General features: G+C 59.3%; 20 protein-coding genes and 1 pseudogene. 9 read left to right on the top strand and 12 right to left on the bottom strand.

Features of this window, described 5'->3' with window-relative positions; translation table 11 throughout:
* Positions 1 to 25 precede the first annotated feature (25 nt).
* The 5 genes from ACO06P_RS17765 to ACO06P_RS17745 all read left to right on the top strand — a co-directional run bounded on the left by ACO06P_RS17765 (position 26) and on the right by ACO06P_RS17745 (position 7,089).
* On the top strand, positions 26 to 2,890 hold the full coding sequence (locus ACO06P_RS17765; RefSeq protein WP_420346553.1) for an endonuclease/exonuclease/phosphatase family protein: 2,865 nt from the start codon (positions 26 to 28) through the stop codon (positions 2,888 to 2,890).
* A gap of 193 nt (positions 2,891 to 3,083) precedes the next feature.
* Positions 3,084 to 4,532 (top strand): tyrosinase family protein, encoded by a 1,449-nt coding sequence (locus ACO06P_RS17760; protein WP_420346552.1) that lies wholly within the window; start codon positions 3,084 to 3,086, stop codon positions 4,530 to 4,532.
* Positions 4,533 to 4,569: 37 nt separating this feature from the next.
* Positions 4,570 to 4,872 (top strand): DUF2188 domain-containing protein, encoded by a 303-nt coding sequence (locus tag ACO06P_RS17755; RefSeq protein WP_420346551.1) that lies wholly within the window; start codon positions 4,570 to 4,572, stop codon positions 4,870 to 4,872.
* On the top strand, positions 4,869 to 5,885 hold the full coding sequence (locus ACO06P_RS17750) for a hypothetical protein (RefSeq protein WP_420346550.1): 1,017 nt from the start codon (positions 4,869 to 4,871) through the stop codon (positions 5,883 to 5,885). The genes ACO06P_RS17755 and ACO06P_RS17750 overlap by 4 nt, the downstream gene beginning before the upstream one ends.
* Before the next feature lies 1 nt (position 5,886).
* Entirely contained in the window at positions 5,887 to 7,089 is a 1,203-nt protein-coding gene (locus tag ACO06P_RS17745) for a S8 family peptidase (protein WP_420346549.1), read from the top strand.
* 1,046 nt (positions 7,090 to 8,135) lie between these two features.
* On the opposite strand, the gene ACO06P_RS17740 is transcribed toward ACO06P_RS17745, so the two are convergent.
* On the bottom strand, positions 8,136 to 9,443 hold the full coding sequence (locus tag ACO06P_RS17740) for a type II toxin-antitoxin system HipA family toxin (protein WP_420346548.1): 1,308 nt from the start codon (positions 9,441 to 9,443) through the stop codon (positions 8,136 to 8,138).
* A complete protein-coding gene (locus ACO06P_RS17735) occupies positions 9,440 to 9,727 on the bottom strand; it encodes a helix-turn-helix domain-containing protein (RefSeq protein WP_420346547.1) in 288 nt (95 codons plus the stop codon). The genes ACO06P_RS17740 and ACO06P_RS17735 overlap by 4 nt, the downstream gene beginning before the upstream one ends.
* A 228-nt stretch (positions 9,728 to 9,955) precedes the next feature.
* Between ACO06P_RS17735 and ACO06P_RS17730 the strand changes: the two genes are divergently transcribed.
* The 3 genes from ACO06P_RS17730 to ACO06P_RS17720 are packed head-to-tail and all read left to right on the top strand — an operon-like array spanning position 9,956 to position 14,010.
* Positions 9,956 to 10,666 (top strand): RNA polymerase sigma factor, encoded by a 711-nt coding sequence (locus ACO06P_RS17730; protein WP_420346546.1) that lies wholly within the window; start codon positions 9,956 to 9,958, stop codon positions 10,664 to 10,666.
* 11 nt (positions 10,667 to 10,677) lie between these two features.
* Positions 10,678 to 12,231: a hypothetical protein gene (locus ACO06P_RS17725; RefSeq protein ID WP_420346545.1), complete on the top strand. Its 1,554-nt coding sequence runs from the start codon at positions 10,678 to 10,680 to the stop codon at positions 12,229 to 12,231.
* Positions 12,232 to 14,010 (top strand): DEAD/DEAH box helicase, encoded by a 1,779-nt coding sequence (locus ACO06P_RS17720; protein WP_420346544.1) that lies wholly within the window; start codon positions 12,232 to 12,234, stop codon positions 14,008 to 14,010.
* An 84-nt stretch (positions 14,011 to 14,094) separates the two neighbouring features.
* Here the strand turns inward: ACO06P_RS17720 and ACO06P_RS17715 are convergent, their stop codons facing one another.
* A complete protein-coding gene (locus ACO06P_RS17715) occupies positions 14,095 to 15,087 on the bottom strand; it encodes an HNH endonuclease (RefSeq protein WP_420346543.1) in 993 nt (330 codons plus the stop codon).
* A gap of 200 nt (positions 15,088 to 15,287) precedes the next feature.
* Here ACO06P_RS17715 and ACO06P_RS17710 point away from each other — a divergent pair, with 200 nt between their 5' ends.
* Positions 15,288 to 15,416: a hypothetical protein gene (locus ACO06P_RS17710; protein WP_420349719.1), complete on the top strand. Its 129-nt coding sequence runs from the start codon at positions 15,288 to 15,290 to the stop codon at positions 15,414 to 15,416.
* Here the strand turns inward: ACO06P_RS17710 and ACO06P_RS17705 are convergent.
* From ACO06P_RS17705 to trbL, 9 genes and pseudogenes are all read right to left on the bottom strand, one after another.
* Positions 15,417 to 15,725: pseudogene (locus tag ACO06P_RS17705) on the bottom strand (endonuclease III domain-containing protein); the annotation flags it as partial.
* 46 nt (positions 15,726 to 15,771) lie between these two features.
* Complete coding sequence (locus tag ACO06P_RS17700; RefSeq protein ID WP_421938139.1) at positions 15,772 to 17,163, bottom strand: DNA cytosine methyltransferase; 1,392 nt, start codon at positions 17,161 to 17,163, stop codon at positions 15,772 to 15,774.
* A gap of 46 nt (positions 17,164 to 17,209) precedes the next feature.
* Positions 17,210 to 17,401, bottom strand: a complete 192-nt coding sequence (locus ACO06P_RS17695; RefSeq protein ID WP_420346541.1) for a hypothetical protein — start codon at positions 17,399 to 17,401, stop codon at positions 17,210 to 17,212.
* 219 nt (positions 17,402 to 17,620) lie between these two features.
* Positions 17,621 to 17,929, bottom strand: a complete 309-nt coding sequence (locus ACO06P_RS17690) for a DUF736 domain-containing protein (RefSeq protein WP_420346540.1) — start codon at positions 17,927 to 17,929, stop codon at positions 17,621 to 17,623.
* Between the two features lie 3 nt (positions 17,930 to 17,932).
* Complete coding sequence (locus ACO06P_RS17685) at positions 17,933 to 18,190, bottom strand: DUF2274 domain-containing protein (protein WP_420346539.1); 258 nt, start codon at positions 18,188 to 18,190, stop codon at positions 17,933 to 17,935.
* Positions 18,187 to 19,506, bottom strand: a complete 1,320-nt coding sequence (locus tag ACO06P_RS17680; RefSeq protein WP_420346538.1) for a TrbI/VirB10 family protein — start codon at positions 19,504 to 19,506, stop codon at positions 18,187 to 18,189. The genes ACO06P_RS17685 and ACO06P_RS17680 overlap by 4 nt, the downstream gene beginning before the upstream one ends.
* Positions 19,503 to 20,528 carry a P-type conjugative transfer protein TrbG gene (gene trbG, locus ACO06P_RS17675; RefSeq protein WP_420346537.1) on the bottom strand — a complete coding sequence of 342 codons (1,026 nt, stop codon included), beginning with the start codon at positions 20,526 to 20,528 and terminating at the stop codon, positions 19,503 to 19,505. Before trbG ends, ACO06P_RS17680 begins: the two co-directional genes overlap by 4 nt.
* Positions 20,525 to 21,223 carry a conjugal transfer protein TrbF gene (gene trbF, locus ACO06P_RS17670; protein WP_420346536.1) on the bottom strand — a complete coding sequence of 233 codons (699 nt, stop codon included), beginning with the start codon at positions 21,221 to 21,223 and terminating at the stop codon, positions 20,525 to 20,527. Before trbF ends, trbG begins: the two co-directional genes overlap by 4 nt.
* Positions 21,220 to 22,560, bottom strand: a complete 1,341-nt coding sequence (gene trbL / locus ACO06P_RS17665) for a P-type conjugative transfer protein TrbL (RefSeq protein WP_420346535.1) — start codon at positions 22,558 to 22,560, stop codon at positions 21,220 to 21,222. The genes trbF and trbL overlap by 4 nt, the downstream gene beginning before the upstream one ends.
* Positions 22,561 to 22,575: the final 15 nt, after the last annotated feature.

The raw sequence follows: 22,575 nt of genomic DNA, 5'->3' as shown, positions 1-22,575 counted from the left end.
CTGATTTCCAGGAGGTTGATTGAAAATGAGATCCGGGCGCTACCAAGCTGAAAGTGGTCAAATCACTTTTGACATTCGCGCTGAGATTCGTGGGGGGGCACTTATACTCAGCGGCGATATCCTCGCTCAAGATCAGTTTGTCGCAGGGTTTCGCGGCGAAGCTGCTAGGCCTGAAACCCCGACAAGCTTTGTCCAAGCACCCCTCTCCTTTATCGGCCATCCACGACTCGATACCGGATCCCTCAGGATCGATGTCGATGACAGGGGCATCGGCTCCTTTCAGCTAACCGTAGATTTGCAAGGCAGCCTCAGAGACACCATCGCCGGCGAAATCCGGTGGATAAGCAGCCGATATCGCATGCTGTCGATCGAAATCGACGGTCTGGAAGGAACCGATGTCCGGACATCCTTCACCGCTCGAAACGGTGAAGTCGTGTCACTCGCCTCAGCTTACGAGGCCGTTGGGTTTGATGTCGACATTCGCCAAGACCGGTTTGGATGGATTGCGCCCAGAGCGCAGGAAACGAGAGGCTGGACGCCAGCCGAGATGCATCGGGCGATGGAGCAGATCCGCACCGGTCCGCGACCAGGAACATTACAAACCCATGTTTTCGTTTGTGGCTTTATGGCCGGGCCCCGAAATCGTGGTGTCCTAGGCATAATGTATGATTGGCGGGACGCTGATGAGAACGACCGCGCGCGCGAAGGTGTGGCAATCTTTCACGATCACCCGCTTCTTTCCGATCCGCGTGTTCCCGTCGCAGCGCGGGATCGTGAGTTTACCTACACACTGATCCATGAGGTCGGGCATGCGCTGAACATGCTCCACAGTTTCGACAAGACCCGCCCAGCCGCCATGTCGTTCATGAACTATCCTGACCTTTTCCCGTTTGGCCACGAAGCTCCGGAGGATCATGACGGATCAAACGAATTCTGGTCACAATTCGAGCACGTCTTTGATGACCAAGAGCTAGATCATCTGCGGCATGGCACTCGGCGCGAGATCTTTCCCGGAGGATTTGAGTTTGGTCGATATGAAGACGGGCTAAGCACACCCTTCGGAGGCCAGGCCAATCCTCGTCGCCCAGCCCCAGGTTTAAACCCGCTCCGTACGACGCACGACCTCAGCCTAACCTTGGACCCGCTCAAATCGACCTATGAACTCGGCGAGCCAGTCTTTACGCGCATTGCGCTCAAAAATGTCGGTCGCGAAATTCGCGCCGTTCCCACCAAACTCGACCCGATCGAAGGTTTTCTGCAGATCGAAATTACCGAACCGGACGGGCGCACTTTTGACTTCCGGCCGCCCATGCGCCTATGCGCCAAAGCTGAGCGCACTGCGCTACTACCGGGAGAAGAGTTGACCGGTCATCCCGGTGCGCCCCTCTTTATCAGTGCCGACGGACCCATCTTCACCAAACCCGGACGTTATGTCCTGCGCGGAAGACTGGCCGGCGTCGACGGTTTCCAGGTTGCCGAATCTGCACCCGTGTCCTTGACGGTTGATACACCGACGCGAGCCATCGAGAACTTTGCGGAAACAGTTTGGGACACGCCCGGATCGCTCAGAGCTCTTTATTTGCGCCATCCGTTGGCCGACTTGGACGCCTGGCATGTGCTCGATGATGCGGCCGAACGTGCGAAATTGCGCGGCCGTCGCGGCAACTCCACTGCGGACCATATTGACTATGTCAGAGCCCTTGGCTGGCTTAGCCCCTTTGCCGACCTCAAAGGGCGACAGGAAGCACCCGCTGACGTCAGTCGTGCGCGTGAGATCATGCGCGAGCTACGTACCGACGACCTGCCCCACTCCTATGCCGAACGGCAGAATGCACTCGAGACGCTGATCGGTACGAAAGATTCAAAAAAATATTTTCCAGCCGAAACGGTTTCCACACCGCCCGTGGCCGTCGATCCTATCGATGTTCAAGTACCCCCCGCTGGACTCTTCGGATCAGCAGGTCTTGATCTACCGGGCGTCGTGGGCCCTCTCATTGATCCGTTCGTGCGCGTCGTTGATACGTTCCGTGGGACGCGCCGTTTTGCCGACCTCGTGACGTGGAACATCCAGCAACTACACAGTGAACGACGTTCCTCGCGGTTTCGCCGCGTCGCCCGTCTGATCCGCGATATGCGGTGCGACTTCTGGGCCCTTCAGGAAGTCGACATCGATGCGCTCAAGCGGGTCGTTTATGAGCTCAACAGCATGTCTTCTATCCACTACACGTTTCAGGGCGTGCACGGCCGCGGTCAGCAGTGCGGCTGCATCTATCGGACCGACACCACCACTGTGCAGCCGGTCCGGGTGCGCCGTGGTCTCTTCTCGGGCGAGATTGAGGTTGAACTCCGCGATGGAAGAAGAAAGACAAAGGATATCTTCTTGCGCGACCCGCATGTCACCGAAGTGCGAATCCGAAACGGTCAACAGGCTTTTGATTTTCGCTGCGCCAATGTGCACCTGAAAGCCACTGATTCTGACTACAAGGACAAGGGCAATGCCCACCGCCTGGCTGCCGCAGAGCGTCTCGCCCAATGGATTTCTGAGGATCGGGGTGCAACAAGCGAGATCGACTACTTCATCTTTGGCGACCTAAATGGCGAAAAGGCCTCGCAAGGGCTTGGCCCTTTTCTCGATCATGGCGCGCTTGATGTACTCTCCGTCGGCATGCAGGACAAATATGGCGAAGACAATTCGCTGACCCGTGTCGCGAGCAAGCGGACACTCGACCACATCATCGTGACCTCTGATACCACTGCTTTGGCGCCGACCAGCGATCTCGGCGAGCAGATTGTCATCCGCACTGATCGACGAATACCAAATTTCACGCGAAGCCATTCGGATCATATACCTGTTGCCGCGCGTTTCATCATTTCTGAAGACCACGACTAGAATCGAGAGGTTCGGATATGGAGCTCCACCTCGATCTAGATTTCGACACGTACTTCAATGACGCGGATGACAGCGCGAGAGATCTGTTACGGTGGGCCCTCGGCCTGCGCGACGGCTTGCTCGCCAACTTACTCCGGCGTGACATTCAAACACCCCCACCCTGATCCAAAAGCCGTCCGGCTAAGGAGATGACATGGCCGAGGTTAGAAACCCAACCTACATGGAGCATATTCGTCACTTTTTCGAAGCCGAAGACCATGACTGCATGTTTCCGCGCGGCAAGGATTACTCGACCTATACTGCCCTCAAGAACGCTGCCATTGAGGTCTATTCCATCACCAGGCCACCAAACGCGACCATGCCCAAACCGGTGGCCCGGCGCTGGGACGAGGACAGATCAAAGAGTTTTTTGAACTGGATTACAAATGGCCACCCGCGCGGGGAACCGACACCAAAGAAACCTAAAACGGGGACCGCGGACCGGGTACGCCGCTCAATCTCCGAATTGAGCGAAGACGACGTCAAGCTGTTGATCAAAGCGTTCGAAGGCATAATGGATCGGGGCACCGACGATCCAACCGGCTACTTCAAGATCGCCGGTATTCACTGGTATCCGAACACGCCGCCTGACGAAGCCTACTGTCAGCACCATGTGGCGCATTACCATATGTGGCACCGCGCTTACCTTCTACAGTTTGAAGATGCGCTTCGCTCCGTGCCGGGCTGCAACACGGTCACTCTACCATATTGGGATTTCGCCGAAAAACTGCCCGATTGGATGAATCGGAAACCGTTCAAGAGTTACAAGCTTCCGAGGGCCGTCCATCCCGCCTACCCTAAGGATCATGCCACCGAACGCTACTCGGCGTCGAAGATTGCAAAGAACTTCGAAGACGAAGGCATTCTAGCGACGATCGAAGAGGCCCTAAAAAAGTCGAGCTGGGAGACATTCAACGCAGAAATCGAGGGCGCCCATGATTCCGGCCACCCCGCCTGTGGTCCAAGCCTCACACATCCCGACATCGCCTCGTTCGATCCACTCTTCTGGTTCTTCCACGCTAATTGGGACCGCCTATGGTGGCGGTGGCAGCAGATCATGCAGGCGACGACGCTTTGGACCTTCCGCTCAACCTTTGCCGATCACTCAACTGGGATATTCTTTGTTGCGCCTTTGAACAGCATGCGGCCGAATTTCATGACCGCCGATCAGACCATTGATCTGAAGGCCCTCGGTATCACCTATACTCAGCCCGACACAGGTGTCCCGGAAATAGCCGTCGATAATTTCGGCAGTCTTCTAGCTGCACGCGGTTTTCGCGCCGCTGAAAGCCCGACCATGTCTGTTCGCATACGTGGGATCGACAGGCTTGTCATTCCGGGCTCGTTTCGCGTGCAGTTGATCGCCAATGGCAAATCGGTCGCGCGACGCAGTTTCTTCCAGTCAACAGCGCCCGTTGATTGCCCTACCTGCCGCGACAACGCACTCATAAACATGGATTTCAAAGTCCCCATCAAGAAAATCTTGGGCGCGAAGATGGAAGTGAAAATCGACGTTTTCGGAAGAGATGGAAAGCCACATGCATTCCCATTAAGTTCAGTCGGAAACCCCACCGTCAATGCGCGTTTGCCATTGGAGATATAGTCGCTACAGGACGCGAGGCTCTAATGACACTCGACAAGTGGACCGCAGCTCAGAGGAGTGGCGGCCAGAGAAGGAAGGCTCCGGCAGAGCCAAACGGACCTATGATGCCAAAGCCGAAGCGCTCAAAGATTTACGTAACGACATCAGCTCGCAGGGTGGCTCGGTTCGCATCCAAAAGATTGACAACGCCATCCAGGAAGAGTGCGCCTTGCCGCGATCGAAGGACCCGCGCCGCAATAAAAAACGGGCCGATGTGTCAACTCACAGCACTCTGATGCCAGAACCCGTTGATGATGGGAGGTCTATTATTGGCATCATCCAGCCTATGGTCGAAGGATGATTATCGCCGAAGTTTTCAAATTCTTGGGGGTGATACTCTCTGCGGCAGTGGCAGTGTATGCCACCAGAACCGACCATATGAAGACCTCAGATTCGACCGGCGCGCTAACCCGAAAGGGTTGGAGGGTCATCACATTGGCCCTTATCGGTGTCCTGATATCGGGCGGCGCGCAGCTCTTTCAGATCTTCGATGTCATCGAAAGCAGCCGCAAGAATCAAGAGCGCCAGGAACAGCTTACCGACAGGCTTGAAAACATCAGCTACCAAGCGGTGAGACAATACTATCCCCTTGAGCCCGTAGCACTTGTCTATGTTCTTGAATATCCAATGGATCAACCATTTCTGTCGGAATACGCCGATGTCGTCGGTAAGAAGATCTACGACTATCTGGTTGAACAGCGCCAGGGACGCGGGGCGACTGATCCCAGCTTGAAAAACGAAGATGTGATCTTTCGTCTGTCTTCAAACGAAGACTGGTTGCCGTCGACGCGAGAAGCCCGGTTCAACCTGCTTGAGGACAGCACGTCCTTCACCTTCACCATGCCCACCGACGACCGGGAATTGAGGTTTCACTCAGCGCGCAAAGGTGAAGAAGAGATCTTCGTCTCTTTGCCCTTAAAGGGTACTCCACAGCAGGAAATCACTCTTTTCGCGGATTTTGATCGACGGGTATTCCTGAAGGAGGTGACAAGCCAGAACCCACTGCGAACAGGAGATGACTTGGCCGCGGTCAGTGCCCTGGATCTTGTTGGAAGAAGGATGGATTGGGCCTCAGGTGCATCGATCATGCCCGAGGAGGCGAATTCCAATTGGTACTTGAAAAAATTTGGTTTCATCTTCCCATTTGACTACGCCGAACGCAGCACATCACGACAGATTAACAGCACCCGAGCTTGGGGCATACCTGACGGGGACATGTCCTACATTATTGGACCGGGCGATGTGGGCTTGGCCGATGTCTACGAGGAATTGGGTTTAAGCGGTCTCTCCGATAAGCAGTCTGAAAGGAATTGAAGTGTCTAGATACACCATTGTTTTTAAAAACATAAATATAGACCGCTCTGAAGCATCACAGGCATTGAAGTGTCAGCCGGAAGACTTGACGGATTTTACCGAGCTTTCGCGACTGAATAGAAACGATATAAGAACGAGCGCTCTCATATTCGAAGACGCGGGTGTCTGCTATGCTCAACTGGATAAGGAAACGGCAGAAAAGCTAAGTGGTCACAGTGCCATTTCTCATATCCGCCCAATCGACCATGTGATGCGGGATCCATCCGAAAACCCGACGAACACATTCACGCGAGAGAGCTTCAAAGCCACACCGGCTGCTCAAACGATCCCTTGGCACATTAAGCGGACAGGTGCTGATCGTTGCTGGGGAACGGCAACGGGTCGAGGCGTTAAAGTTGGCATCATTGATTCAGAAGTCGACAACGCACACCCCGATCTCCCAATTGTTGAGGGAGAGACATTTCATCCAGACACCGACAATTGGCATGACGGCAACGACTTTCATGGAACCTTTTGCGCTGGAATCGTCGGAGCACGCAACAACGGTACCGGCGTTGTCGGCGTGGCACCGGATTGCGACTTGTATGCTTTGCGCGTCAACAAGAATGGGGCCGGGAATACCGACTACATATTTGCTGCGATGATGTGGGCGGCAAATCGCAACCTGGACGTCGTTTCAATCAGCCAATGGAAAACCAGTGGAGCAGATGACCCCCAAGAAGCGCCCTGGCCGGACATGGTGAGAGGAGCTGAAATCCTCAATAAAGCTGGCTGTAGCGTTGTCGGCATTTCCGGAAACTCCGGCGCATTTGCCAATCATTGGGTAACTAACCCTGGACGATGCCCAAACTTCATCGCTGTCGGTGGGACGCAATCAGATGATACATGGTGGAATTCGTCGTCCTATGGGCCGGATGAATTGGAACCTAGAATGGCCGTAGAGCTTGTCGCACCTGGCTCCGATATCACTTCCACGATTCCAGGGGGCGGATTTGCTTCGGGAGGCGCAGGGACAAGCTTTGCCTGTCCTCATGTGACTGGGCTTATTGCACTCCTCAAGGAGCTTCATCCCGACTGGTCTCCCGACGATATTTTACAACACATGAAGTCAACAGCGGTTGATCTTGGACCGGCTGGACTAGATGCAAAACACGGCATTGGTTTGATCGATGCCTATGCAGCCGTTGTCGGAAGTATCGCGTAGGTCCAGTCTGCAAAGCCAGAGATAAGCGGAGGTTGAGACGAACCAACAGGCGAAGCTTACTCTCTCGGCGGATCTCATGACCATGACCGACCTTCAGCATCTGGATCACCAGTTCGGAATCTACCGACGGCTGGCCGAACTGCACCCATTCGAGCTTCGCGCAGCATTCGGTGCTTTGGTCTCGAAGCTGTCATGCGATGCGCAGCAGCGATCCAGTCGAGCTAGCACCCAGACCAACGAAAGTCACCGACCTAACCAGCGCAATCGCTCTTTCGGCTCAATGGTCATAAAGGGCTTAGCCCAGCCACCTGGTTACTCTGGTCGTACGCTAGTCTGGACGCATGTTGGTTGCGGGGTGATTTGAACCTGCAGGCTAAGTCATTGATTCTTGGTCGCATGAAAAAAGCGGACTCTTGGCCCGCCTTGTTTAGTCTTTGATCTTGTTGGATTATCTTGGCGCAAATTGGTTGCGGGGGCCCGCAACCGTCGTGAGCAGCAGGGGCTTTTCCAAGCTGCGGCATGATGGTCCAAGAAGCGCCATGATTGACCCTTTCTCGAATCGTGCAGTTTGATTGCCTCGTCACTTCAGCCCATCATGCAATGATGGAAAGCGTCGACCTTGATACACCGGCCGACCTTGAGCCGTCCCGATGCCTCCTGTCAGTATGGGCATTCCGGTCCGGGCGCAAGTATGCCCTCGACTAGCACGCGCCCCTCGGCAACCTCCTGACCCCGCTCCCTCAGGACGACCCGGATCAGTTCACCTTCCTTGTCCAGTGTGCAGAGGTCCAACTCATGGAGCCGTTGCAGGTCGGCACAGATGACATCGTGACTTGCGGCAAGCCCCAATCGGCTAAGCCAATCGTGCAGTAACAGAGCATTCGACATGTACGCGGGGCAGCGCAACAAGACACGAAGAATCGCTAGGAGACGGTGCTCATTGTGGATTTCTTCGAGCAGGTTTCTGTTGCTAGCCTTCATGCGGCGAACCAACTCTGTTGTTGCGCGAACCAGAGAATCCCTGGGTGACATCGAAGACCCAAGCGTTACGAGCCCCCAGAGGTGTTCTTCGAGGTGACTTGAAAGCTCTTCAAGCAAACTGTCGCTCTAGATGCCAAACGGTCGGCGAGGCGTCCGATCAGAGGATGATCTAGTCCTTGAGACTTCATGTCGTCACGAACGGCTATCGCATCGTCGGGCAATTGCTCAGCAAGGACCGCCAAGCGCCCGACAACTGCATCTGGGTCTAGTCGGACGTCCATAGCGAAACGGCGCCAGTCATTCGGGCCAACATCGCGCAGGCGATAGTTGCGGCCAATCTTCATTGCGAGTTTGAGTTTCTGTATGTCGATATCGTCATAAGGCAATGCGCTAGCGAGGTCATACAACGGCGCCAAACGCACCCGACCGCTCGGTCCAATAAGAACAGAGTAGTTCTTAGCGTGCGCGTCAGTGCCTGCAATCAGCCAGTTGAAAGCAAGTGCGTCCACGAATGTCGAGACATCTTCCTCTCTTGCTCCTGAGTATTCTCGCAGCAGGTCGATAACGGCGCGCGGTCCCGGCCCACCTTCGTTTTCATATTTGCGCGTCGGAAGCACACTGAGAGCTTGGCAAATGTCTTCCTGATGAACTCGGATCAGCCCCTTTTTTGTGTGGCGCCTATCATAGCGCTCAACAACAATCGCCGTTTGGTCCTCGAAGCGCATAACGTCTGAGGAAACAGTCGGCATGCCGAGACGCCCCGCCAACTTCAAACAGAGGTGCTCGTTCTCAGCGTGTCCGTCGAACTCACCTGTCGGGGGTTTCAGAATATGCGTCGTGGGTACGCGCCCAGAAGGCACACCCCATCGTCCATTTTCGAGCAGCAGGGCTGTCTTCGGCTGGGCACCAGCCAGACTGAACTGGCCTGTGTCCCGTGGCGCTCGCCAAGCTGAGTGGTCTGCTCGGAGCATACGTAGCCGTTCGGCCACTCCTAGCTCGTCGAGCCACTCCACCGCGCCCGGATCTGTCCCGACATATGCTTCAAACCTTTCTGATCGAACGAACTGCGCGGCACCGGCACAGTCTTCGCCGACATGAGATATGAGAGCGAAAGCGTTTCGAGCGGAGACGTGGAATTTCCGCGCCCATCGGTCGAGTACGAACTCGTTGTCGGGCAGGAGGCCCCAAAGGAATGCCTCGACAGCGGCATGCCCGTGCTCGGCTGCGGCCAGGGGCATCGACACTGACAGTGGATACGCACCACGCGCATCGCGCCAGTCATCGTTGTAGATAAAGGAGAGGCGTCCCCGACGGTCGCGGCGAACATGCCCGACGGCCCGTCCGCCAAGCAGAGCAACCAACTGATCCGTCATCGACCCTTCCCCTTCGCATTGTCTACGATTTGGTCAATGTCGATCTCCGGCTCTGTTTCGGTAGCATCGGTCTGGCGAGCACTATCAAGAGACAGACGGATGCCCAAGGCATCAAGGGCGCGGAGCACTAACCCAACCTCGGCTCGCGCTTTCCCCTTTTCCATCTCGACCACCCACTGGCGGCTGACGCCGATCTTTGATGCGAGTTCCTTCTGGTCCAGACCGTGCCGGCGCCGGTGCTCGCGGATGACAGCCCCCAACTCCCGGGGCGTGCGGATCAACATGGCATTTTCTCCGATTTGTCACCGTTCGCTTACATCATACACATGTCACCGTTCGGCGACAAGCAGTGATGTATGCGTTCGCCGACATTCACGCATGTCGCCGTTCGGCGACATGCGTCCTTCCCATCGACTCTTCAGCTAAAACCTGTTTCGGCTGGAGACTTATAGATGAGGGGCACGGCTAACGCGTCCGGCTCCTAAACCTGGAGAGACTGCCCGAGGCGCACTGTGACCCAACCAGCCCCCGACGACGAGCCCAAGCCGACTTCATCCGACGACCTCTTTACGGTTGCTCGGAAAGCGGCCGAAGACCGCCAGCCTGATCGCATGATTGAGGCTCTGGCGGCCAGTGGGTTCCTTGACGGTCTGGTTCGGCGCCTTGACGCGAAATGGGGCCAGTTGCCCAGGATGGACATCGAAGACACCGTCGCCAAGGCCGTTGACGGCGCCTATGACGCGCTCACGCAGGGGCGGGCTATTCGGAGTCTGGGTGCCTGGCTCTGGAAAGCAGCCGACAACCAGGCAAATGATCGCTGGCGGGACGACCACTCGCTCCGGGCCGCGGGTGATGGAGACATCGACGGAATCCCAGGCGAGACGCCGTCGACCGACGCCGAACGCCTCGACCGGGAGGAATTGGCGGAACACCGGCGTGCCGAGGCGATCCGGCTTGCGCGCCGCCTGCTGCCGAGGATCGGTCAGGGCCAGGTCGTTAGTGTCATGGAACTGGTGATCGATGCCGTCGAACACGGCGTGCCCGACCTGTCGCCTGCCGATATCGGCGACGCTCTCGGTATCTCATCGGATGCCGCTAGGACGCTGCTCGGGCGGGGGTTCAGCAGACTGCGCCGTGAAGCCCGCCGTGAGGGAATTACATTCCCGGATGACCTGCCGGGTGCTGAGCATGCCGACGACAGTCCAACGATGACGACCGAGTGAGGACAAAAGCTATGAGTGACATGCAGAACGATATCGCCAACGAATTCCGAGCGCTGGTCGAAGCCGCCCATCGCGTGTCAACCGATGTGGGTCAGACGGTCGAGGAAATCCTAGTAGCCGGCACCGGGGATCCTTTGCCGACGGAAGAGGCCCGCTCGCTCTTGACCCGGGTCGTCGAGGTTGTCCGCAGCGGTGCGGCCGATCGGGGCGACAAAGGTGGCGTGGCCGTGCTCAGCCGCGACCTGGAGGGATTCATCAATCAGGTCATGGCCACCCGTACCCGCCTGGGATTGACGCCCGGTCGTGCTCCAGACTGCAACAAGGCGCCACTCCTGCTACAGGGGTACAACGGCATCCAGCCGAGGCCGGTCAAGCCCAGCCCGGTCTTCCACGAACGTGAGATCCCAGTCGTGGAGGGGTTCGTCCGCACCCGTGACATCAGGGTCTGGGACGAGAACGAACGCATCGACATCCACCTCAACCAGTTCCAGCAGGTGCATGGCCGTGCGCCCACCTCTGACGAGCTCCTCGACATCATGCTGGGGAAACTGAAGCTGCCGGGCATCACGGACGATGACCAGTTCGCCATCCGTGAACTTGCCCGCAGCATCGCGGTGAACGGAGTGCGGAAGTCGCCGATCATCGATATCGACGGGACCCTGCTCGATGGTAACCGTCGCGTCTCGGCCTGCTATTTCATCCTGAACAGCCCGGACTTCTCTGCTGAAGAGAAGCGTCGTGCGGAGTGGCTCCAGGTCTGGCAACTGACGGAACATGCGACGGACGCCGACAGGGACTCCGTAATCGTTTCGCTGAACTTCGAGCCAGACTACAAGCAGGACTGGCCGGAATACGTCAAAGCCCGAAAGGTCTACGAACACTGGCAGGCCATGCTGGCTCTTGAGCCGCGGGCCAACCCGAGCAACACGCGTCAGCGCGAGATGAAGAGAGAAATCGCACGTCGGTTTGCGCTTAGCGTGGACGAAGTTAGCAAGAAAATCGCGATGGTGAGTCTCGCGGAGGAATTCGAGGACTACCACGTCTCGGAGCGCAACCAGGATAAGTACGCGGTCAAGCACCGGGCAGAGCGGTACTTCCAGTATTTCGACGAACTCGGCAAAGGCAAGGGGTCCGGCGGTGTCTATTGGTCCCTGAACCAGGACGACGCCTTCAAGCACCTCGTCTATGACCTGCTGTACGAAGGGAAGTTCCAGAACTGGAACAAGATCCGTGACCTGAAGTACGTGTACCAAAACGAGGATGCGCTCGCCTGCCTGCGTCGTGCCCGGGAAGAGGCTGACGTCGAAGCTGGTCAGGAACTGGTGAACGACGGGTGCGGTCTCGCCCGTGCGTCGAGGGCCGAACAGCGCCAGCTGGGCGCCAACACGCGGGTTAAGGTGTTCGTTGACTGGTTCAAAGACCTGCCCGTCAAGACGTTCCAGAGAGAAGAACCCGGCGCCATTACCCAGGACAACCTCAAGGGATTGCATGGCGTGCTGCAACTCGTGGAGCAATACCTAAGAGAGGCTGCAGAGGCCGATAGCAGACGCGCGGCGGGCGAATAGATGCTGACTGGAACGAAGATCGTCGCCGATGTCCGGATGTCGGACGTGTTGGACACGCTCTACCTCACACCGCGGGACCCTGGCCAAGGTTCCGACCTCGTCCGGATGCTGAAGAAAGCGCTCCCAGATGCGGCGGTCTCGAAGCGGACGGCCGACGGTGTGCGTATCTCCGCCAGCCATGCGGCGTATGTCTTCGATCGGCTGGAAGACATCGACTTCCGCCTCAATGCCGATACCGAGCGGTTCGTTGCCAACCGCCAACGGGCCGACGCGGCGCACCCTCAACTGTTGGCTAGGCTCCGGAACATCAAGGCTCGCGATCCTGAAGTGGCTGCGACACACATCCCGGATAGCGCTGGTCTCGGCGTGCTCGACCCACACCAGGTCGTCAACGTCGCCGCCATGACGATGCCGGACGGACTCGGGCTGTGTGTGTTCGACGAACAGGGCGCGGGCAAGACAGTCACCTTCATTTTCGCCTTCGACCTGCTCGTTGCCCGCGACCAAGCCGATACCGCGCTGATCGTTGCGCCGAAGAGCATGGTCCCCGAGTGGCCGAGGGACTTCGCGCGGTTCCGGGGCGATATCTACAAGGTGGCGGTCATAGCCGGCTCGGCCCGCGACAAGCGCAAGGCGCTCAACAGCGGTGCTGACGTGCTCGTCACCAACTTCGAGACAGCTGTGGCGATGGAGGCGGAACTGAAAGCGATCCTGCGTGCCGGGCGCGGCCGGTATGTCCTGGCGGTGGATGAATCGTTCTTCATCAAATCTCTCGATGCGAAGCGGACGCGGGCGCTGCGCCGCCTTCGGGAATGGTGTGACAGGGCATTTGTCCTATGCGGAACGCCGGCACCAAACGCGCCACAGGATCTGATCCAGCAGTTCAACCTGGTGGATTTCGGCCTCACCTTTGAGGGCGTAGATATCCCGGAGGATCGGAGCGCCGCAGCACCGGTGGTGCAACGCACCATCGATGAGCGAGGGCTGTTCGTTCGGCACCTGAAGTCGGATGTCCTCCCCGATCTGCCGGAGAAGACGTTCCATAGGGTCTACGTCCCTATGGAGCCCATCCAACGCCGGATCTATGAGGCCGCACTGAAGAACCTAGTGCTCGACCTCGAAGCTACGACCGATGACGAGTTCAAGCGACAGATCACAAGCTTCTTTGCGCGCCGCTCGGCACTGTTGCAGGTCTGCTCAAACCCAGCCGCTGTTGCCGAAGGGTACGCGGAGATACCGGCGAAGCTCCTGACCCTCGACAACCTGCTGCAAGAACTCGTCGAACAACAGGGTGAGAAGGTGGTCCTTTGGTCCTTCTACACGCAATCGATCTCCACGATGGTGGAGCGCTACGGCCGCTATGGCGCCTTACGCTATGACGGCCAGGTCCCTGATGTGGACATGCGACGGGACGCCGTACGCCGCTTCCAGGAAAGTGACGACGCCATGTTGCTGGTGGCGAACCCAGCCGCAGCAGGTGCCGGCTTGACGCTCCACCGCGCCCGGTATGCGATATACGAGTCTTTCTCGAACCAGGCTGCGCACTACCTCCAGAGCCTCGACCGCATCCACCGGCGTGGCCAAGGCCGCGACGTTGAGTACCTTGTGCTCCTATGCGAGGACACTTTAGAGATCCAGGAATACGACCGTCTGCTCTCCAAAGAGGCGGCCGCTCAGTCGCTGCTCGGCGATCAGGTCACAGCACCTGTCACTCGTGAATCCTTCCTCGCCGACGTTCGGTCCACGGCGACATTCCCACACGGTTCAGGTGACAAGTGACTTGTCTCGACGCCGGATTGGAATCTGTGCACTACCAACCCAGTGCGGGCAACTTTCATCGCTGTATGTTTGTCGATGAGTACCTTAGTCGACGAATATCTCAGATCGGTGGTAGGCTAAATATTTGTACTGAGGATCAGCGAAACCACGCGTACGCCAAGTTGCCGGAGCTTCTGAGAAACCAAAGTGCTCCCAAACAAGCTGTTGGAACCCAAGACGACGGAGGTCGTCCCCATCAACACGGGGCGAGACAAGGACTTCGCCGTCATCCTCAAAGCTAATAAAGCCGCGGTCGAACAAAAGATCGGCATCGGGCGTAAGCATCAGGCCATTCATACCGTCCAGACGTTCTTCAGTAGATTGGCAGAGCCGCCAGGGTTTAATGTGGCTTGCAATCAACAAGGAAGGGTTGCTTACGCCGGTCATGCGGCACGACCGTTCGATAGCTTCAACATTCGCGCGGAACTTTCCCTGTCCCCGTCGCGCTTGGATCACACTTTCCTTGATGGTGGCCTCGAGACCAACATCACTCAAAATCTTCTGTTCAGCAACGTCGTCCAAGTGCTCCGTGATTGCTTGGTACGTAAGGCTATTTGAGCCACCGAGTGTAAGCATATTGCGATCAAACTCGGCCCTGGCCACTATCGTATCGAACACCTCTTCAGAGATACTAGCGAGATAAGCTTTTTGATTGCCTGCGCCCGATATCGGATGGATCGGCGAGTACTTTTCAGGAAGATGAGGGCCCAACACCTCTAGCATATCTCGCGGGCGCAAGGCAGGATTCAATGGTGTCCAGAATACAGGAAGAAGCCAACCCTCATTGTTCCAATAGGCTCCAGCCGAACCAAACTCGGCAGGCTTGGGCGCAGTAAAGGCAAACTCCGCGACGCGTCCAACATACCTTATGACTTGGCCTGCGTATGACAAAACCAAGTCGCCGGGAGAGGCGCGTCGCATGTTGTTATAGAACTCACTACGCGCGCCGTTCCTCTCGGTTTTTGGAGACCAGAGGTACTGACCATCAATTTCCTGACGGGCCGTCTGATTGTGGTTCACCCACCAGAAATGAGGCATGTCTTGATGCCTAAGTTATCCATTCCTTGTAGCACTTCCCGAACCTAGTTAACCCAGTATCAAGAAGTCATCTCCAAGCTCCGTCACCCGCATGGCAGTTCTTTGCACTTCACCATGCTACAAAGTGACCTGGCTTGACAGAAATCGCATCTTGGAAGCCTTGCATGGCACACAGCACGTCCGTGGGAGATCGCGTTCACATGGAAATCATAGCGGTACGCCGGGGCAACGACAGCTTCCAAAGCCTCATGCCGCCGCCCGAGCGATACCTCTGCGTCAAGCAGTCCGAGCCGGGTCGCAACCCGCGCGACATGCGTGTCGATCGGTAGGACCGAGCGGCCCATTGCGTACATCATGACGCACTTGGCCGTCTTGACCCCCACGCCAGGGAGCGTTGTCAGGTAGGCTTCCACGTCCTGATCTTCGCAGGAAACCAGGGGGCTTAACGTCACACGGCCGAAATCATCTTTCAGCTTCCGTGCGATCGCAATGAACCGTGGTGCCTTCTGGTTGACGAGGCCGGCGTCGGCGATGATCCCCGCTAGTTCGGAGGTGTGCATACCTGGCAGATCGTGCCACGACGGCACCGCCTGCCGCAACCGCTCGAAGACGCGCTCGTAACTCGGCCCTGTCGTCATCTGTGACAACAGGATGAAGTATAGTTCGTCGAGTGGGTCGTCCTTATTATTCAGCCGCGGCGAGCCGTAGAGGGACCTCAGCCTTTCCGTGATCCTTGCGGCTCTTCGCCGCCGATTTCGGATCGCTCCGCTTCTTTCTCGCCTTGCCATTGCGGTCTTTCCGGGTCGACCCGTTGATTAAACACTGAAGTTCATCAGCCAGCTCAGGAGCTACGTAGCTCATGGCATCGTCGCGCATACGCGGCCCGTCGTCGAGCCAGTCGGCAATAGTTTCCTCTTCGGAGTCTTTACGCATGCGTGGCGGGTTCAGGATCGTGCGGGGCCGGCGACTCAGTTTTGCAAGCAAGTCCGTGTTCCAGCACTCAACCTGCCCATTGCGCCCGCGCTTCTTCCGGGATCTCATTGCTTTTCGGATTGCCTCGCCGATGGCCTCGCCAAGGCCAAGGGGCACTGCGTTGCCGACCTGCTCGTATTTCTTACGGACCATCCCTGCAAACACCCATGTATCAGGGAACTGCTGGATGCGGGCGTACTCGCGCACGGTCAGGGGGCGCAACCGGGTCGGATGACAGAGGCTGGTCGCTTTGCTGTCAGGTCGGGTCGTCAGCGCCGGGCTGGGCCGATCCCACGCCAATCTGCGGAAGAAGCCCGACCGCCCGCCCCAGGACACATATGCCTTTCCAAGCGCCTTCTTTCGCAGGTTCTCAGGAAGATCACGCCAATTGCCACCTTCGGGCACTTTCTTAAGGTATTTCTCCTTCGCGGGACAGAACTGGTAGAACTCCGGATTGTCCTCTGCCAGCTCTCCGATAGCCGCCTTCAGTGTCCGCCAGGTTGCGCGCCCGTTGTCGCCGGTTTCGCTGTGGGTAGCCGCGGGCATGCGGATATTCTCGCCCAATCTGCTTCCGATAATCACGAGTCGCTGTCTCCGCTGCGGCACGCCATAGTCAGCAGCATTGAGAACGTCGAAGACGACGTAGTAGCCAAGCTCCTTTAGCTTGGCTGTTACCACACGGAAGGCGGAACCAAGCTCCTCGTCTGGTTCCAACGGCGGGTAGCCGGGACCTCGTTCTCCTAAAGGCCGGTGCTTCACAGCAGCGGAAAGAAGGCCCCGGACGTTCTCCATAACGAAGAAGCGTGGTTTCGCCTCGCGCACGACGCGCACAAAGTGCTCGAACAGCGTACCGCGCGGGTCACCTAGGGACCCACGTTGACCAGCCGTACTGAAGACCTGGCACGACGGCCCGCCCGAGACTACGACAGGGTCACCCGGCTTCAGTCCGGCAGCCTTGAGGATCTCTTTGGTGGTTACATCCTCAATACACTTATCGATTATGGGTAGGTCGGGGCGGTTCAGACGGATTGTCTCGACCGCATACTTGTTGCACTCGACGGCAACAGCGATAGTGAAGCCGGCCCGCTCCAGTCCCAGGTCCAACCCCATCGCACCTGAGAAGAGCGAGATGACCGGGAGCTTTCGAGGCTTAGCGCTTCGGGGCATGGGTCTCTAGCCCGAGATCCAACTGACCGCCGTCCAGCTCTTCGAATAGGCGCTTCAGCGCGAGTTCAACAACGTAACGCTTCGGCAATTGCGGCTCCCCCTTGTCTGTGACGGCGACGAGCCGGTCATAGAGCGCCTTATCAACGGACACAGTGAACCGCTTCGTGTTGGCCATCGACAGCTCCTACTCCAGAGGTCGAACCTGTGCAGTTCGGTGCGATTCGAACCTAAATGCACCAAATGGTGACTCAGCGCAAGCCTCTGGATGGAGCGGTCTTCGGCTGGGATGATCTCGGGCAGCTCGTGGGCCGGGCGCAGACGATGGGCTTACAGTGGATTGAGACCGATCATGTCCGCAGCTTCTCAAGTGAGTTGCCTGATGCAGGCTCTGACCTTACCGCTCCCGGCGATTCCAAACGAGCCATGCTGCGCCGTCATCCTCGAACAGCGCCGCCCGGATCGGCTCGGGAAAGCTCGGGTCGTCGAGCTGGACGCTGAGATAGTCGCGCGGCCCGTCGCCGTTGGTCTGCGCCTTCCAGGCGGCGCCAAGTTCGGCCCGGCCGGCATAGACCCGGAAGTCCGGCGCGCCTTCGCTCTTTTTCTGATCGTTCGCGACGATCTTCGCCTTCACATTGACGGTCAGGGTGCGGATCGTACCGCTGTACCCGTCCGGAATAGCCGTAAAACTGCCTATGGTCGCCATATCTCAAACCTCCGTTGTTTTGGCTGGCGGGGACGATGGGCGCGCAGTTTCGAGTTGCTTGCGCGCCCGCTTGAAACCGGGGTCGGCGTTCATGAAGGCGTCGAGCATGAAGGGGATCAGCTCGGCGACGCCCTCGTCCTTGCCGTAGGTCTGGCGGTAGATTTCCGCGTAGTCATTCAGCGCCGCCTTCAAGTCGGCGTTGGCCGTGAAGGTGATCTTGGCGCTTTCCCGGTCGGGCAAGGGTCCGAGTTTTAGGGTCATCTGAACACTCCCGGATCGCGGTAGGGCCTCAAGACCATGTCCTTGTTGACGATGATGCGGAGCGGCCAGCCGGGTCGCACGGTGATGGTCGGCTGGATGTTGAGGTTGCGCTCGGTGATGCGCTGGCCGGCCTGGTTCACGCTGTCCTGGGTCGACTCGCGGATCGCCTCGACGAGGTCGTCCTCTTCGTCGCCAAAGGTGAGTTCGGTGGAGACGCCGAGCAGGGTCGAGAGTACGATGCCCTTGAGGAGCCGCCAGGTGTGGAAGTTGACCTCATCCTCTAGCCCCGCGTACCCGGCCGTGTCCGTGGCCGGCAGGTTCTCGATCACAACCGACGAGCCGTCCGGCATGATGATCCGTTGCCAGACGACCAGCGCGCGCTCCTGACCGAAAGCGACGACGCTGTCATAGGTCCCGATGACGCGCGAGCCCTGCGGGATGAGGACGTAGCGTCCGGAGACGGTGTCGTAGACGTTCTCCGTCACCTGGGCGATGACGCGGCCCGGCAGGTCCGAATTGATGCCCGTGATCAAGCTTGCGGCGATCACGGTTCCCGCCATGACCTGATAGGGCGAGGCCGGGTCCTGGAGGGCGTGCGGATTGTAGATCGCCGAGTCGACCTCTTCGCCGAGGAAGTCGAGCTTGCGGCCTTGCAAGTTTTGATCGTTCTGAAGATCAAGCTCCAACGCCCCGGACGCTGCATCGCCGCGCGCAATGTCGAAGGGGCTGCGCGAATCCTCGCCGGCGGCGCGGGCGATCTCCGCGACCGATCCCGGTTCGCCGACGCCCCCCACACCGGCCGTGCGTGACGTGAGCTGGAAGAAGACGCCCGATTCGCGGCCTTGCTGCGCGAGCCGCGCCTGCCGAATGCGTTCGGCTCTTGCCGCGTCGTCCTCCGGGCTCGGGCGAAACGGCAATTGGCCCGGTGGGACGATACCGAGTTCGCGTTCGGCGTTGACGACGGCGGGACCGATATCGCCGGCCAAGGGCGGCCCCAATTCAACTGGCGGCCTTGGGATCTCGCTGTAGCGACGCGGCAGCGTCTCCAAGCCCTCCGGCGTTGGATTGTTCTCGGTGCGAATGAGCTCGCGGCCGGATTCATCCCGATCGAAAAGCCGCGGCGGATCGAGTGCGAAGATCGTCGCGCCGAAAATCAAGAGCAGACCCGTGCCGGAGAGCAGGAACAGAACGCGCCGATTGATCCGCGTCACGGGGCGCGGCTGAGCGCGCAGCGCGATCTCTTCCGGATCGATCTTCGGCGCGGCCCCAGACGGCGGATCGCCGCTTGCGCCTGCGGTCTCGCCCGGTTCCGTCATCGCCCGCCGTCCTCAATCTCGGGCGCGCGCGCCGACACGCTGCGATGACGCGCAGCGTTGCGGCCGTCCGTACGCGAAATGCGGACGACCTGTTGCGGGTCTTCGCCAAGGCGAAGCTCAGCGGCGGCGAACAGGCGATCGACAATGTAGTAGTTGCCCCGCATCCGGTAATTGACGAGCTGGTTCTCACCGTCCGGCCCGACGACGAACAGCGGCGGCGCCTCGCCCTGATCGAGGCGGCGGGGAAACTGGATGTAGACCTTGTGGGTATCGTCGAAGACGCGGACCGGTCGCCAGGGCGGCGTGTCGCCGGTGATCTCGTAGCGAAAGCGGAGTTGCTCCAGCCGGAGGCCCTCGTCGATCACACGGTCCGCCGCCTCGACGGCATCACTGTTGCGCTGCTCAAGCGCCAGCAAGGCGTCACGCGGATAATGCCACGAGACCGACGCCATATAGGTTTCCGGCGTGCTCCTGAGTTCGAGATGATAGGCGCGCCGGTCAGTGATGATGACGAGATTGGTGCGCAGGCCCTCGGCGATCGGTTTGACCAGCACATGCGCGCGATCGCCACTCAGGGTATCGCCGATCACCCAGCGGACCGTGTCGCCGGCCGACACGGCGACGATCTCTTCGCCAGATTGGAGCGCGATGTTGCTGACCATTTCCGGCATCGTATAGAGCTGGTAGAGGGCGCCCTCCGTATAGGGATAGACCTGGATCGCATTGACATAGCCTTCGCCCGTCGGCTCCATCGCCGCCGCGCTGTTGGCGTCGCCGATGCGTGTTTCCGGGTCGCGGTGATCCTCCGGCGGCGGCTCCCATTCGCCCGGCATCGGCATCAACTGTCCCGGCAAAGGAAGCGGTTCAGGCAAGGTGACGATCTCGACCGGCAGCGGCGGCTCGGTGGCGAGCGCCGCGGCGCTGAAGTCGTCCGTGTCGTAACTGATCTCCGGCGGCGGCTCTTTGTGAGCGCAGGCGGCGAGCGCAACCGGCGCGGCCAGGGCGATAAGGGTTTTTCTCATTGATCGTCTCCCGAAATGAGGTCGCGGCTCCAGTTGAGCGCATGGACGTAAATGCCGAGGGGGTTTTGGCGGAGCGCCTCTTCCGTGCGCGGCGGTTGCACCACGATGGAGAGAACCGCCGTGTATCGGATGGTGTCGGCGAGCGCGCCGTTCTCGAAGACCTGCTCGCGCCAGCGCATCTCGAAACTGTCGTTCGAGGCGCGGACGATGCTGGTCACTTCAACCGTCACCGTACGCCGGCCGACCTGGCTGAAGGGATCGTTGTCGCGGGCATAGTCGTTAAGCGTGGCGGCGGCGCGGTCGGTGGCGTAATCATAGGCGCGCAGCCAGTTCTGGCGCACCACAATCGGGTCGATGGAGAGGGATCGGACGTTTTCGATGAAGCGGGCGAGATGGTAGGCGATCTGCGCGTCGGTCGGCTCATAGACCGTGACGGCGGGACCGACGGCGCGCACCTCGCCCAGGGTATCGACCTCGACAACGTAGGGCGTGATGGTGCTGCGCCCCGCTTGCCAGACGACGCCGGCGGAAAGCCCGATGGCAAGCGCCAGGCAACCGAACGCCATGAGCCGCCAGCTCCGCGCCTGCACGCGGGCCGAACCGATGCGATCGTCCCACACCTGCGCCGCACGCTGGTACGGCGTTTCGGGCGCGGGCGTTTCGCCATAGGTGGTGGTCGATCGCTTAAAGATCATTCGTCGTCATCCCTGATGCGTGGGTTCTCACCGGCGGCTGGCCGGTCGCCGTCTCTGATGGTGTGGGCGGTCACCGTCGCGCCTTCGCGCAAGCGTTGATCGCGCCGTAGACGCTGCGCCCAATCCGGCGCCGCGTTCGTCGCAGCGGCCGTGGCCGCGCCCGCCGATGCGCCGCTGTCGGGCAGCGTTCCACCCGTGGCGGTGAAGGCGCCGCGCTGCCCGTCCGAGAAGGCGGACCGTACGCCGGATGTCGCGCGGTCTGCGACGCTCCGCACGCCTTGACCGACCGCGCCGGCCCCGCCCCGTGCAACGCCGGCGACGCCCGCCGCCACGCCAGCCGCGCCAGATGCGCCGGAGGTGGCGCGCGCGAGTCCATAAGCGCCCTGGGCGCCGCCCGCCATCGATGCGGCGGCCTTCGTGGCCCCGCTGGCCCCGGCGCCGAGTGCCCGCGCGCCGCCCATAGCGACCCCCGCGGCGGCGGCTCCGCCGATCGCGAGCCCGGCCGCCGATCCGACCACCGCGCCGGCGCCGAGCTGCGGCGCGTCAGAGACAAGACCGGCGGCGATGCCGGGACCGAAAATGCCAAGCATGAAAATCGAGAGCGCGGCAAGAACCGTTGAAAGCGCCTGTTCGATCGTGATGTCACCGCCGGCGAAGGACGCGGCGAAAGCGCCGAACAGCGTCGAGCCGATGCCGACAATGACAGCGAGGACCATGAGTTTGATGCCGGCGGCGATGACGTTGCCGAGCACGCGCTCGGCGAGGAACGCCGTCTTACCCCAAAGCGCGAAGGGCACCAGCACGAAGCCGGCAAGCGTGGTGAGCTTGAACTCCAGGATCGTGATGAAAAGCTGGATCGCCAGAATGAAGAAGGCCAGCAACACGATGATCCAGGCGACCATCAGCACGGCGATCAAGACGAAGTTCTCAAAAAAGGCGATTGGTCCGAGAAGACTCTGCACCTCGTCCAGCAACGGGGATGCCGCGTCATAGCCGGTCGCGGCGACAAAACCCGGTCGCATCAAATCGTCTGCACCGATCGGCGATCCGGTGGCGCGAAGTCCGAGACCGGCGAAGCTGTCGAAGATCACCTCCGAGAGAAAGGCGAAGTTATTCAGAATGAAGGCGAAGGCGCCGACATAAAGCACCTTCTTGATCAGCGCCGGGATCACGGACTTGTCGTCGGCGAGCGCCCAGAAGAGCCCCGCCAGGGTGATGTCGATGCCGATCAGGATGGTGGTCAGGAAGGCGACGTCGGGACCAAGCAGTCCGAAACCTGAATCGATGTAGGTGACAAAGGTCTCCGTGAACTGATCGATGACGTTGAGGTCGTCCATCGGCCGTCGCCCCTC

This window comes from Pelagibius sp. (genome assembly GCF_965227505.1).
Classification (GTDB): domain Bacteria; phylum Pseudomonadota; class Alphaproteobacteria; order Kiloniellales; family Kiloniellaceae; genus Pelagibius.
This window is presented reverse-complemented; position numbering and strand designations above follow the sequence as displayed.